Origin of the sequence: Sphingopyxis sp., assembly GCF_965227415.1 — a bacterium.
Lineage (GTDB): Bacteria > Pseudomonadota > Alphaproteobacteria > Sphingomonadales > Sphingomonadaceae > Sphingopyxis.
In genome coordinates this window covers 192,474-205,578 of the sequence record NZ_OZ245749.1, presented here as the reverse complement: position 1 = coordinate 205,578, position 13,105 = coordinate 192,474, and the positions used below count along the sequence as shown (strand labels likewise).

Annotated in this window: 11 protein-coding genes; 2 read left to right on the top strand and 9 right to left on the bottom strand. The window is 61.6% G+C overall.

What is annotated here, in order from left to right; genetic code table 11:
• Positions 1-90: 90 nt before the first annotated feature.
• The 4 genes from ACO055_RS00955 to ACO055_RS00940 form a co-directional block, all read right to left on the bottom strand.
• Complete coding sequence (locus ACO055_RS00955; protein WP_422060748.1) at positions 91-1,248, bottom strand: serine hydrolase domain-containing protein; 1,158 nt, start codon at positions 1,246-1,248, stop codon at positions 91-93.
• Positions 1,249-1,370: 122 nt separating this feature from the next.
• Positions 1,371-2,747: an amidohydrolase family protein gene (locus ACO055_RS00950; protein ID WP_422060747.1), complete on the bottom strand. Its 1,377-nt coding sequence runs from the start codon at positions 2,745-2,747 to the stop codon at positions 1,371-1,373.
• Positions 2,748-2,834: 87 nt separating this feature from the next.
• Positions 2,835-4,280, bottom strand: a complete 1,446-nt coding sequence (locus tag ACO055_RS00945; protein ID WP_422060746.1) for an amidohydrolase family protein — start codon at positions 4,278-4,280, stop codon at positions 2,835-2,837.
• Positions 4,213-4,809 (bottom strand): TetR/AcrR family transcriptional regulator, encoded by a 597-nt coding sequence (locus ACO055_RS00940; RefSeq protein ID WP_422060745.1) that lies wholly within the window; start codon positions 4,807-4,809, stop codon positions 4,213-4,215. The genes ACO055_RS00945 and ACO055_RS00940 overlap by 68 nt, the downstream gene beginning before the upstream one ends.
• A gap of 47 nt (positions 4,810-4,856) precedes the next feature.
• Between ACO055_RS00940 and ACO055_RS00935 the strand changes: the two genes are divergently transcribed.
• Positions 4,857-5,066, top strand: coding sequence for a hypothetical protein (locus tag ACO055_RS00935; protein ID WP_422060744.1), 210 nt, complete (start codon positions 4,857-4,859; stop codon positions 5,064-5,066).
• On the opposite strand, the gene ACO055_RS00930 is transcribed toward ACO055_RS00935, so the two are convergent.
• The 5 genes from ACO055_RS00930 to ACO055_RS00910 all read right to left on the bottom strand — a co-directional run bounded on the left by ACO055_RS00930 (position 5,044) and on the right by ACO055_RS00910 (position 11,578).
• Positions 5,044-7,422, bottom strand: a complete 2,379-nt coding sequence (locus tag ACO055_RS00930) for a TonB-dependent receptor (protein WP_422060743.1) — start codon at positions 7,420-7,422, stop codon at positions 5,044-5,046. The genes ACO055_RS00935 and ACO055_RS00930 overlap by 23 nt on opposite strands.
• Complete coding sequence (locus ACO055_RS00925) at positions 7,419-8,147, bottom strand: hypothetical protein (RefSeq protein WP_422060742.1); 729 nt, start codon at positions 8,145-8,147, stop codon at positions 7,419-7,421. The genes ACO055_RS00930 and ACO055_RS00925 overlap by 4 nt, the downstream gene beginning before the upstream one ends.
• Before the next feature lie 199 nt (positions 8,148-8,346).
• A complete protein-coding gene (locus ACO055_RS00920) occupies positions 8,347-10,020 on the bottom strand; it encodes an acyl-CoA dehydrogenase family protein (protein ID WP_422060741.1) in 1,674 nt (557 codons plus the stop codon).
• On the bottom strand, positions 10,020-10,400 hold the full coding sequence (locus ACO055_RS00915) for a Zn-ribbon domain-containing OB-fold protein (protein ID WP_422060740.1): 381 nt from the start codon (positions 10,398-10,400) through the stop codon (positions 10,020-10,022). The genes ACO055_RS00920 and ACO055_RS00915 overlap by 1 nt, the downstream gene beginning before the upstream one ends.
• Positions 10,400-11,578 carry a thiolase domain-containing protein gene (locus ACO055_RS00910; protein WP_422060739.1) on the bottom strand — a complete coding sequence of 393 codons (1,179 nt, stop codon included), beginning with the start codon at positions 11,576-11,578 and terminating at the stop codon, positions 10,400-10,402. Before ACO055_RS00910 ends, ACO055_RS00915 begins: the two co-directional genes overlap by 1 nt.
• A gap of 121 nt (positions 11,579-11,699) precedes the next feature.
• On the opposite strand from ACO055_RS00910, the gene ACO055_RS00905 reads away from it, so the two are divergent.
• Positions 11,700-13,097 (top strand): aldehyde dehydrogenase, encoded by a 1,398-nt coding sequence (locus tag ACO055_RS00905; protein ID WP_422060738.1) that lies wholly within the window; start codon positions 11,700-11,702, stop codon positions 13,095-13,097.
• Positions 13,098-13,105 lie beyond the last annotated feature (8 nt).

Genomic DNA, 13,105 nt, shown 5'->3' with positions numbered 1-13,105 from the left:
GCGGCAATATGGAGCCGGCGGGTCACCGCGCTTCGCCCGGGTTCGATATCTGCCGCGATATCCGTCCCCCGCCAGCTTTCAAAAGTCTGTTCAGTCGAAGAGGCTGCAGATTGAGCGGAACGCCTGAATATTCTCGGCGTCCTTGTTATCCTCGTCGTCGTGCGACAGACCGTAGCGCGGGTTTGCCGAAAGTTTCACGATGGTCACGCCGCGCGAGGGATCGACATACACATATTGGTTGTAGACGCCAATCGCGCTAAATTCTCCGATGTCGCCATCCGGAAACCACCATTGATACCCATAGCCTAGGGGGAAATGATATCCTCCAACCAGCGGTTGGCCGACCGCCAAGTGCGGCGCCGCGATGGTCAGCGAGGCATCGACATAATCCGCCGGGACAATATTTCGGCCCTCCCATGCTCCGCGCTTGCGATAGAGTTCGCCGAGCTTTGCAAAATCGCGCGCCGTCATAAGGAGCCCCGCATAGGCAAGCTCCATCCCGCGACTATCCTGAATCCAGAACGACGGGGCCTCCATGCCAAGCGGTTCGCAGATCTTCTCCTGCATATAGTCGGCGACCGAACGCCCGGTCGCGCCGACGAGAATGGCGCCCAAAGCCTGAGTGTCGGCCGAGTTATACTGACACAAGGTGCCCGGGGTCGTTTCGCGCACCATGGTCGCCAGGAAGTCATCGTGAGAGCCCCCAGGCGCCATTGCCCCGTTCAGCCCGAATATCTCCGATTCCGGATCGACATAATCCTCGCGCCAGCGCGTGCCAGACGACATTTGCAGAATATTTCGGATCGAGACACCTTCATAGCCGCTTCCCTTGAGGAACGGGGCATAGCGCTCGGCCGGATCGTCGAGGCTCGCGATCGCGCCTTCGGCGAGCGCAATGCCGATCAAGGCGGACAGGAAACTCTTGGCCACCGACATCGAGAGCCACGGCACCTCGCGTCCGCCGGTCAGATAATATTGCTCGTACCGGACCGCCCCGTCCTTGAGCACCAGCAGCGCAGCGGTGTCGGTATCCTCGAGAAGACCGGGCAGACTTCGGGTTTCGCCGCGACATGAATAGGTTTCAGGAAGATCGATCGGTTCCCCGTCAGGAAAGTCGAATGGCACGGACGACGGCTGCATCGTCTTTGTTGAAACGAAGGACCGGATGCGCGAAAAATTTTCATATTGCCGCGCTCCGCTGAACAGCCCCAAGGCAGCGAGGCCTACTGCTTCGATATTCTGTTCCATACCGCGTCTCCCGTGACAAAAATGCGCTCTGTGGTGTCAAGACCTTCCCCGATTGCCGCTCGGGATTCTGGAAAAGCGTGGGCCGGTCAACGCTTCGCACGTGCCGCGCAGCCCGGACATGTTCAGCCGCGCGGTTCGGAGCGCGGATAGGCGGTTACCACCTTGGGGTTGGGAAGCTGGCCGAAATCGATCTCACGCCCTTCCTTGATGATCGCGTGGATTTTCGCATAATTTCGGTGGTCCGCCAGCGGATCGCCGTCGAGGACAAGCATATCGGCGAATTTCCCCGCTTCCAGCGTGCCGATCAAATCGTCCTGACGATAGGCGATCGCAGGGTTTCGCGTAGCGGCCTGCAACATATCCATCGGCTTCATGCCATATGAGCCCATCGCCTCGAACCAGAGCAGATGATCCTGTCCGAGGGTCCACGGGCGCATGGAAAGCACTTCGTCGCTGTCCTCCGCAAGGATATCAGGATCGGTGCATCCGGCGTCCGTGCCCATGAGAATGGGTGCGCCCGCTTCGATCAGGCGGATCGTATTCTCCCGATGCACACCGCCCGCATATCCGGTGAACGGATGATTGTGCTTTTCGAGATAGCATTGATAGTCGTCGGTGACCGGCTGGATTTCGCCCCAGACTTTCTTGCTTATCATCCGCTCGATCATCTCGTCCGGGATCGGCACCTGCGACGTGATCGTACAATGCATCATCGCATCGCACCCTAGTTCGATCGCCTCGTTCATCGCTTCGACAGAAACGGTGTGGCTTAGCAAAGGCACATTGGCCCGGCACGCCTCTTCGGCCATGACCTCGAGCACGCGCCGTGAAAAACTGAGATGGGGGCTGAATGCCTCCGCCATCACATGGTCGCTGATCGCCACCTTGAGGAGATCGACGCCGCCCTCCAGATAGGCCCGGATTTTTTCGCGAACCTCGTCGGGCGTCAGAGCAGCGAGACGCCGTCCGACACCTGCCTCGAAAAGATCGTTCATGCGGTTCACGAAGGGGATACTCGCGACCTGCGCCGCAAGCTTGTTGAAATCGACGCTGAACGGGCCGCCCATGCCGACGATATTCCCCGCGGCGAAGATCCTCGCGCCCTCCACCGTGCCGGCATTCACCCGGTCGCGTGCATAGAGAACGGGTTGGGTCGCGTTCCAGGTATCAAAAACCGTCGTCATGCCGGCTGCAAGCGCGATCTGGCTCGCTTCCTCGATAACCTCATGCAGCCGGCCCTCGAAGCGCGCCAGATATTCGAGGCCGCCCCGTCCCATCATCATGATTCCGTCGAGAAGGTGCACGTTCGCGTTCACGATGCCGGGGATCACGAACTTGCCGGTCGCATCGACGACGCGCTTCGCATCGGGCAAGGAGGAGCCCTCGCGTGCGCCCGCAGCAACGATCCTCCCCCCCTCGACCTTTATGACGGCATCGGGAACAGGGGCAGCGCCGGTCCCATCGATCAAGGTGGCACCTACCAGCAGCAAATCGGTCACTTCGATCTCCTTTATAAGAGTTATTGCGAGCTGCTCTGCTCGCGCGCGACCTCGTCGCGCCGTCCTTGCGAGTGGCCCTTGTTCATCTCAGGACGGTTCGAACCGGGGATATTGGGTGACGAGCCTCTTTACCGGCAGCGCGGAACGATCGACCAATCTTCCGCCCTGGTAGATTGCGTGGATGCGCTTGTAATTGTCTTCGTCATCGATGGGATTTGCATCGAGAATCAGAAAGTCCGCATATTTTCCGGCCTCAACCGTTCCAAGATCGGCTTCTTTCTTGTACGCCCGCGCGATATTTTTCGTTGCCGCCTGCAACATGTCCATCGGTTTCATCCCGAGTTGCCGCATCGCCCGGAACCAGTGGAAATGATCACCCCCGATAGACCATGGGCGGTCGTGACGATCGCCTTCGCTCATATCGGCAAGGCAATCGGGATCCGTGCAACCGGCGTCTGTACCCAGCAGGATCGGCGCGCCAGCAGCGATCAGGCGCTGAATATTCTCCCGGTGCACACCGCCAGCGTAGCCGGCCATCATGCCTCCCGTCGTTTCCAGGTGATGCTGATATTCGTCGTTCACAGGCTGGATTTCGGCCCATACCGTCTTCCTGATGATCTGCTCGATGATATCATCGGGTATCGGAACGCCCGCCGTGAGGCTGGTATGCATCATCGCGTCGACCCCCAGAGTGACGGCGTCGTTGAGGCTTTCGAGCGATGTTGTGTGACTGAGCAGCGGCTTTCCTGCCGCCCATGCCTCTTCCGCGATTACGCGCTGCACCCGAGCCGAGAAGGTGAGGTGCGGGTTCATATATTCGAGAAGGATATGGTCGCTGACAGCGAATTTGAGGAGGTCGACGCCCTTGGAAAGATAGTCCCGAATGATCAGGCGGACCTCCTCGGGTGGCAGTGCGGCCAGCCTTCGGCCAACCCCCGCCTCGAACATCGCATCCATACGGTCGCAGAAAGTCTGGCTGGTCGTCTCGCGAGCCTTTTTCGAAAAGTCTGCGGAGAATGGCCCGCCCATTCCAACGATATTGCCAGCGGCGTAGATACGTGCGCCAAGCGCCTTGCCCGATGCGATGCGATCGCGCGCAAAAAGTACCGGCTGCAGGGCATTATAGGTGTCGAACACAGTCGTCATGCCGTTCGCCAACGCGATTTGCGCAGCTTCCTCGATCACCTCGTGGAGCCGTCCTTCGAAGCGGGCGAGATATTCTACCGTCCCGGTTCCGATCATGAACGTCCACCCGTCGAGAAGATGCACGTTTGCATTGATAATTCCCGGAATGAGGAATTTCCCGGCAGCGTCGACTTGCGTGATATTCTCGGGAAGCGTGGATCCTTCGCGCGATCCCGCGGCAACGAACCGGTCGCCTTCGAAGAGGACGACCGCGTCCCGGATCGGTTCCCCACCGTTGCCGTCGATCAGCGTTGCGCCGACAATCGCAGTCTGTGTCACTTTAGCTCTCCCTCGGATCAGGATGGTGATTACGGGCTGGCACTGGCAGCTTCCCCAAGGCCAGAGCATGCGCCAACTTCTCGAGGCTGGCCGGTTGCACGGGTGAGACCCCGATGCTGCGCAGGATCGACATGCCAAGACCCAAGGAGAAAGCCGCGTACCCCCCATCGAAAACGGACTGCGGAGATTTTTCGCTGTCTCTCGACAGATCCGCTGCCAGATCGTGAAGAATTTCGTCGTAAAGCCCGAACACCCGGCCTGCGATATCTTCCGAATGGCCCGTCATGCGCCACAGCTCGACAACGATACGATTCGAGTGTTCGTCCGCAAAGAACTCGGCGAAATAGAGGCGCACCAACTCCTCGGTGTCCCCGGCACTTCGCTCTCGCATCGACCGCACTCTTTCCGACGTGCGGGCAAGCAGGCGGTCGACGAGTTTGGCAACCAGCTCATCGCGATTGCCGGCGAAATATCGAACGAGCGAGCGCGGCTGACCTGCCTCCCGTGCGATGTCTTCCAGGGTCGTACGCTCTATTCCCTGGCGTATAACGCACGCTTCGAACGCCTCGAGAATGCGTTCGCGACGTTCCGCATCCACTCGCGTTCTCGCCATCCGCTTCGACCCTTTCCCGAATCTTGTCACGGATGACAATCTACCGAAATGGCATTCTTGTCAAATATGATAAATTTGATCTCCGCTCGGACGGGCAAAAAACAAAACTCCCGGTTTTTCAGGGCCTTGATCCCGATCCGCCAGCGGCGGCCGTGCCAGAAGAAAGCCCGGCCGGACAGGGTCGCGACAGGCGCGACAATCCGGCCGGGCCTGACAAGGCTAAAAGCGGAACGTGGCCGTAACGCCATATTCGGCTGGTCGTCCGGCGTAGCGAACCACCGTGTCGAACGTGGTCAGCGAGTTGGTCCAATAATATTCGTTGAAGATGTTCTTGCCGAACAGTGTCAGCGACCAGCGCTTGTCGCGATCGGAGATGCCGATGCGCGCATCCACGATCGTCGATGCATCGATCCGGGTGTCGGCCATCGCCTGCGCGCTGCCAAGGACGCTCGTCGAATTGCTCTGATAACGAAGGTCTGCCCCAATGTTCAGTTCCACCGCGGCGCTGAGCGGAATATTTCCGCTCGCCCCTGTCGCGAACTGCCACTTCGGCGCGAAGGGAAGACGCTCACCGGCAAGATTAGCGGTGACCGGCTCGAAGAAGCCGGTCTGCGGATTGATCGTCGATCCGACGATCCCGACATAGCGATCGACGCGGGTATCGAGATAGGTGCCCTGGAGATACACAGACAAGCCTTGAACGGGGCGGGCCGAAAGATCGAACTCGAAGCCCTTGACCGTCGATTTCGGCACATTCTTGATGGCGTCGAGAATGCCAAAAAGCGGATCGATGATTTTCGAACGCAGCTGCTTGTCCCGATAGTCGTAGTAGAATGCAGCGCCGTTGAAGGTCACCCGGCGATCGAGGAACTGCGTCTTGAAGCCCACTTCATAGTCGACCAGCGACTCTTGGGTAACAGGCTCGAACTGGCTCCAGAAGCTTGCCGAGAGCGTAGGAAAGCCACCGGCCTTGTAGCCCTTCGACACGTTGGCATAAAGCATGACGTCGTCTGCGGGCTTGTAGTTGACACCTGCCAGCCAGGACGTGCTGTCTTCGTTGAGCTTCCCGTAATAAAGGCCGGGCAGGCCCGTTGCCGGATCGGCCGCACCGCCAAGAAACGGACCGGGAAAGAAGGAGTCGGGAATGGTAGGGTCGGCAAGTCCGAGGACGAAGAAGCGATAGGCTTCGAACGCCGGCTTCAAGAAGAACTTTGCATCATTGTCGACCGGATAGGATCGGTTGATCGACGAACGCTCGGCGCGCGTCTGACGAATGCCGCCCTTCAACGTGAGACTGTCGGTGATGTCGAACTCGACATTTGCGAAAGCCGCATAGTTTCGCATGCGCTGGTTCGAAGAATTGCCCGCTTGGTAGAAGAAGGGCAAGAATGCCCCGGACGCGGCCGGGAAATGCACTTCATTGGCCTCGTCGACGTCGCTATGTTCATAGTTGCCGCCGAGGAGCCAACGGATCGGACCGCTGCCGCCATTGCCGAGCCGCAGCTCCTGGGCAAAGCTTTCGATGGTGCCGGTGTTGGGCACGTCGAGCGAAATTAGGGCCGTGCCGTCGCCCTCGAGCGACTGGTCATGCTTATAGTCGACATAGGAACTGATCGACGTCAGCGTGATGTCGTCGGTGACGTCGAAATCGATCCGGCCGATCGCCTGCACCATGCGGTTGTTCGCCCGCGGATGGTCGATCACGGGATTCCAGTCTGCAGCGCGCGGCGATGCCGGCGCGGTGGGATAAGCGGAAATTTCAGGTGGTAACGGTACACCCTGGTTGAACAGCTTCACGAATTGGGGTGCGATGGGATCCGATTTGTCCTGCCAGCCATTGAGATTGATCGAGACCCGCAGGCGGCTGGTCGGCTCCCAGTCGACGAGCAGGCGTCCGGCGATCGAGTTGCTTTCGCCGAGCTTGTCGTCCCGGGTATAGCTCTTCTGCCAGTCGCCGCCTTGCACCGTCTTCGCGGCCAGACGGACTTTCAGCGTTTCGGACAGCGGCCCGGTCACGAAGGTCGCGACCTCCATCCGGCCAAACCGGCCATAGGTCAGATCGAGACCACCACCGGCCGTTTCCGACGGCTTGTTTGCGATGTAGTTGATCGCCCCTCCGGTCGAATTGTTGCCGAACAGGGTCCCCTGCGGCCCCTTCACAACCTCCACCCGCTCGAGGTCGAAGGCGGTCTGCGATGCGGTGGTCGGAAAGGCCAGCGGCGCCTGATCGAGGTAAAGGCTAACGTTGGGATAGGATGCCAGCGTGGAATCGAAGAAGCCCACGCCGCGCAGCGTCAAGACCGGCGTATTGTTCGCGGTCGCTGCGAAGCTCAGGCCCGGAACCAGCTTTGTGATCTCGCCGAGCGAGGTGATGTTTCGCTCGGTCAGCGTGTCCCCGCCGATCGCCTGAACCGTGACACCAACGTCCTGGAGATTCTCGTTGCGCTTGTTGGCCGTTACGATGATTTCCCCCGAAACATCTTCCGGCTGATCACCTGCGGCCGCAGTGGGCGCCTCCTGCGCGAATGATGGCACCGCAAGCAGCGCCCCGAACGAACAACCGGCCATAGCCAGTTTCCGGAACATGTGATTAGTCATTTGCCTGCCTCCCTTTTTTTGCAGTCCTTGCCAAAAATCTCGATTGTCGGTCCGGGTGTTGACGATCCGGGAGAAGCCCGTCCGTCTCCCGGATTTTCCGGATTCATTCCGGCCGCGCTGTGTATCCGGGGCTGCTTGGCGCATTCGTTCGAAATCGGATGCGCCTCGCTCGGCAGCGGCACGAAAGCCGAATGTTCAGCGCCATAGGCCATGAACCCGCCATCCCGACGCGGCAGATCGTGCCGAAGATCCTTTGGCCCTCGGTTGCCATCGCGGTCAGATAGCTTCTTGCGCAATCTGGCGTCCTTCCCCCGCCGCAGCGGCAATTGTTGTTTTCCAGCGCACTCAAGCAATATCCATGCCAGCAGACCCTCTGCTCGTGAGCGAAAGACAAAGCAGTCCCAAAATTGACAAGATTGCATTCCTGTCAAAGGGTTCAGCATTTTTGCAAACCCTGCCCGAACGGGTTCCACAAGCCCCCCAAGTCTCGGAAAAGCGCCAGCGCCGCGATCGCAGCAGGCGGGACCGAACTTCGAGAATTGCCGGACAAGCTTCGAAATCACATCATCAGCCACGACATGCCTGTCTGCCGGCCGCCATCGCGATAATCGAAGGCAACAATGGCTATATTGCATAGCAAAAATGCCTTTCCATTGCATTTTTGCAACATGATCCTGTAGCGGCGCGACGTCGGCGAAGCGGCGCTGAGAGACCGTTTGCATCATTCGAAAAGGCCCCGATCCGACCGCTTCGCAACCGAAAGCCACTGGAGCCTGACGCCACTCCTCGAAACCGGGGTGGCTCGGCCGTCGCGGGCGCAAGCCGGGCAAGGCCTGAGGCGGACCGACGCCACGACTTTCAGGTCCCGGACGCTGTCCGGGGTTCGGCGGTGCGCCGCCTTGCTGCGGTCAGTCCCGGACGGTGTCACCGGAGCGAGCGGAACGCCCGGGTTCGCATCTCACCATCCTTCATCGCGTGCAGCGCGGCCGGCAAGGCTTCCTCCATCGCCGACAGTCCATTGAGCCCGAGACTTCGGATCCGATCGCTCCATCCGAGGCGGACAAGACGCGCAGCCATCCAGCCATGCGCCAGCTCGGTTGCCAGCAACAGCGCCGAACGGCAGGCTGCATCGACCTGCAAGGCGCTGCGCTCGGGCGAGCGCAGCCAGGCGCCGGCCTCATCGAAACGGGCTATTGCCTCCCTGATCGCGGGGCGGACGCCTGCATCGGCCAAACCCGCTTCCTCGATCAGCGCGGCGCGAAAGACTTCGCTCCCCTGCCCCGGCTTGATCCAGCGCCGCCTGACCAGGTCGATGGCCTGCATCCCGGTGGTGCCTTCGTAGATTGCGAGCACCCTGGCATCTCTCAAGCGCTGCTCAATCGGCCACTCGCTTGTATATCCGGCACCCCCGAAGACGAGCATGGCCTCGGATGCGGCACACACCGCCGTCTCGGCGCCGGAATTTTTCACGATCGGGAGCAACCAGCCGAGCATCGCCCCCGCTTCTGCGTCCAGCGCGCGTAGCTGCGCGCTCGCGCCAGCGGCCAGGACAAGCCCGCGCAGCGTGAGCGTGCGGGCGGCGAGCCGTGAAAGGACGAGCTGGATATCGGCATGCTCGATAATAGGGATGGGACGTTCGTCGGGCGCGCCGCCCTGTTCCCGGTCGCTCGCGTAGCGACAGGCAAGGTCGAGACTGAAAGCCGAGGCCCCAAGGCCTTGCGTCGCGACGTGAAGGCGCATCGCCTGAATCATGCTGAACAATTGAGGGAGACCCCGACCCTCGGCGCCGATCAGCGTGGCGTCCGCCTCCTCGAAGCCCATCGCGCAGGTGGGCGAGCAGTGCAGGCCCATTTTTTCCTCGACCCTTCGGACAAACACGCCGTTCCGGGTGCCGTCGCTGTGGCGATCGGGCACGAGGAAAAGACTGAGCCCGCGCGTTCCCGGCGCTTCGGCATCGGTCCGCGCCAGCACGAGGTGGCCGATGCGTTCGGTGAGCGGGTGGTCGCCGAACGACGTCCAAAGCTTCTCACCCGTCACCTCCCATCTCTCACCCGCGCGGCGCGCGCTCGTCCTGAGCCGCGCAAGGTCGGACCCGGCACCGGCTTCGGAAATGCAAATCGTCGCCGCCCAGCGGCCTGCGGCGATTTCCGAAATCCAGGTTGCGGCGAGTGCCGGGTCGGCATGATCGGCAAGCACGCGGCACGCTGCCCTCGAGGCTCCCGACAGCATGCCGAAGCCGATGGAACCACGGTCGAGCAATTCCTGGATGCCCAGCGCGACGACGTCAGGCAGGCCGAGGCCACCATGGGCTGCTGGAAGGTCGATCGCCGTCCAGCCACCTTCTCGATAGTCGGCCCATAGCTCCGCCTGCCCCCGAGGAAGCGCGACCCGGCCATCTACCACGCGGCATCCCTCCCGGTCGGCGGACCGATCGAAGGGTGCGATACGCTCGTTCGCAAAGCGATGCGCCGCCTGGAGCATCGACAGGATGAGATCCGGATCAGGGATGTGGCCGGTGGCGCGAAGCCGTTCGCCGCCAAAAACCGTATCAATCTGGGCCGCAATGGCTTCCGGGCTACAAATATCGTCTTGGATCATTATTTTTCCTGCAAGCGAAAGACGGGCACCGCACGCCCGGAGGCGTCCGGCCGGAAAGCGACCGCGACGCGCTGACCGATCGCAATGGACTGAAGGTCGTCGGCTTCGACGTTCGTTAGAAGGAGCGGCCCTTCCTCCAACCTGACATAGGCAAGGCAATAGCCGGGGAGCGTCCGCGTCGAGACGCTGCAAGAATAGATTTCGCCCTTTCCCGATGCCTCGAGCCATTCGGTTGGCCCACCGGTGAAGGGGCTCGTCGCGCGCGGATAATAGAAGACGGTCCCGGTATCGCAGCACCGCTGGAGCATGAGCCGCCCCTCGGCTGCGCCCGCCCAAAAGGGTTCGGTCGCCGATCGTATGATGTTCGGATCGGAACACATCAGCTTTCCCTTTCGAGAATGAGCGTCGCACTTCCATGGCGGCCGCCAAGTTGCCCACCCGTTCCATGTGCCAGGGCGAGCGAGCAATCGGGAAGCTGGGTTTGCGGTGCGGCGATGCCGCGCAGCTGGCGCACCGCTTCTATCACTTTCGTCATCCCGCCGCGATTGGCGGGATGATTGTTGCAAAGCCCGCCGCCATCGGTGTTCACCGCCAGGCGGCCGACGCCCGCGATGAGTCCACCGTCGGCAGCCATCCGCCCCGCCTGACCGGGCGGACAGAAGCCGAGATTTTCAAGTTGAACGAGCACGGTGATGGTGAAGCTGTCGTAGAGTGAGGCGTATCGAATGTCCGCGGGGCGTACGCCCGCTTCCGCGAAAGCGTCGGCGCCCGATCGTTCGGCGCCCGATCGCAATATGTCGAAATAGCCACCATTGAGCTGGCGCACGCAATAGCCGCTGCCGCGAGGCGTGATGAGCGGCTTGCCGAGGCTGCGCGCGATCCCGGGCTCAGCGATGACGAGCGCGCCCCCGCCATCAGAAACGACGCAGCAGTCGAGGCGGTGCAGTGGATCGCTGATCATTGGCGACGCGAGGACGTCGTCCACCGTAACGACCTGCGGCAGCATCGCGTGCGGATTGTGCTGCGCGTGATGGGAGGCAGCGACCTTCACCCAGGCGAGCTGCTCGGACGTGGTGCCATATTCATACATGTGCCGCTTGGCGACCATCCCGTACATGTTGGTAACGACGGCGCGGTAGGGGGCCTCGAATTCATACTCGGGCGTATCGGCAGGTTCACGGTGATTGGCATCGGGGCTGCTTGCATCGGCCCTCGGCCGTCCCGCCAAGGTTATGAGGGCAACGCGGCATCGCCCGGCACGTATCGCTTCGACCGCATGCGCGACATGGTTTATATAGGAAGACCCCCAGCTCTCCGTCGAATCGAGATAGCGCAGGTTGAGCCCGAGATACTCGACGAGCGAGAACGGCCCCGTACCGGGTGCCGACCAGCCGGGGATGTCGCCGGCGCAGAAGAAGCCGTCGACGTCGCGAATGCCCAGCCCCGCATCGGCCAGCGCACCAAGCGCCACCTCGGAATGAAGCTGCGCGACGGATTTATTGCCCGCGTGACGAATGGGGTGCTCAAAGGCTCCAACAATATAGGCGGCACCCTTCACGCCATTCTCCCCTTGGCTTGCCGTCCCCTCCACCGGACGACGACAATCGCCCAATAGCAATTTTTTGCTATTCCATATAGCAAAAAATTGCTATTGGGCTTTCACCACTTGGGAGAGCCAGATGATTTTCGAGCGCACGAACCCGCTTACGGGCGCAGTCGCGTCCCGCGCGCAGGCGATGCCTGCCTCCGACATGCCCGCGGTGGCAGCCCGTGCAGCGGCCGCCTTCCCGGCTTGGGCAGCCACCGGCCCCAACGCGAGACGCGCCCTCCTGATGAAGGCGGCCGCAGCACTCGAGGCACGCGGCGACGACTTCGTCGAGGCGATGACGAGCGAAATCGGCGCCACGCGGGGCTGGGCCATGTTCAACCTTAACCTCGCGGCGTCGATGCTTCGCGAGGCGGCAGCGCTGACGACGCAGATTTCTGGGGAAGTCATCCCGTCGGACAAACCCGGTTGCCTCGCGATGGCCCTCAAGGAGCCCGTGGGGGTCATCCTCGGGATCGCGCCTTGGAACGCTCCGATAATTCTCGGCGTTCGCGCAATCGCCGTGCCGCTCGCCTGCGGGAACTGCGTCATTCTAAAGGGCTCGGAACTATGTCCGCGGACCCATGGGCTCATCGTCGACGCCTTCGCCGATGCCGGCTTTCCCGAAGGCGTCGTAAACTATGTCTCGAACGCGCAGGAGCAGGCGGCCGATGTCGTCGGCGCGCTGATCGACGCGCCCGAAATCAGGCGCATCAATTTCACCGGCTCGACGGGCGTCGGGCGCATCATCGCGCGTCGAGCCGCAGACCATCTCAAGCCCTGTATACTCGAGCTTGGCGGCAAGGCACCGCTGATCGTTCTCGAAGATGCCGATCTCGACGAGGCGGTAAAGGCCGCCGCCTTCGGGGCGTTCATGAATCAGGGGCAGATTTGCATGTCGACCGAGCGCATTATCCTCGTCGACGCGATCGCCGACGCTTTTTGCGACCGCTTTGCAGCCAAGGTTGCGACGATGCCCACCGGCGACCCGAGGCAAGACGGCGCCCCGCTTGGAGCCGTCGTAGACATGCGCACCGTTACCCATGTAAATGCGCTCATCGCCGACGCGCTCGCGAAGGGCGCGGTACTGCGCAGCGGCGGCCCGGCGGAAAATGTGCTGATGCCTGCGACCGTCATCGACCGGGTCTCGAAGGGCATGGCCATCTATGGCGATGAAAGTTTCGGTCCCGTCGTCGCCATCATTCGCGTTCGTGACGAGGAGGACGCCGTCCGCGTGGCGAACGATAGCGACTATGGCCTGTCGGCCGCCGTTTTCACACGCGATGCGGCGCGAGGGCTCGCCGTCGCCCGCCGGATCCGATCGGGCATCTGCCACGTCAACGGCCCCACCGTGCACGACGAGGCGCAGATGCCCTTCGGCGGGGTGGGCGCGTCCGGATACGGCCGTTTCGGCGGCAAGGCCGGCATAGACAGTTTCACCGAGCTGCGCTGGATCACGATTGAGAGCCAGCCCGGACATTATCCCATTTGAACAGAAGG

Excerpts from the sequence above, each read along its gene's own strand:
- ACO055_RS00955 (WP_422060748.1), bottom strand. The coding sequence starts at position 1,248 with ATGGAACAGAATATCGAAGCAGTAGGCCTCGCTGCCTTGGGGCTGTTC.
- ACO055_RS00945 (WP_422060746.1), bottom strand. The coding sequence starts at position 4,280 with ATGCTCTGGCCTTGGGGAAGCTGCCAGTGCCAGCCCGTAATCACCATC.
- ACO055_RS00935 (WP_422060744.1), top strand. The coding sequence starts at position 4,857 with ATGACAATCTACCGAAATGGCATTCTTGTCAAATATGATAAATTTGAT.
- ACO055_RS00930 (WP_422060743.1), bottom strand. The coding sequence starts at position 7,422 with ATGACTAATCACATGTTCCGGAAACTGGCTATGGCCGGTTGTTCGTTC.
- ACO055_RS00925 (WP_422060742.1), bottom strand. The coding sequence starts at position 8,147 with ATGATGCAAACGGTCTCTCAGCGCCGCTTCGCCGACGTCGCGCCGCTA.
- ACO055_RS00920 (WP_422060741.1), bottom strand. The coding sequence starts at position 10,020 with ATGATCCAAGACGATATTTGTAGCCCGGAAGCCATTGCGGCCCAGATT.
- ACO055_RS00915 (WP_422060740.1), bottom strand. The coding sequence starts at position 10,400 with ATGTGTTCCGATCCGAACATCATACGATCGGCGACCGAACCCTTTTGG.
- ACO055_RS00905 (WP_422060738.1), top strand. The coding sequence starts at position 11,700 with ATGATTTTCGAGCGCACGAACCCGCTTACGGGCGCAGTCGCGTCCCGC.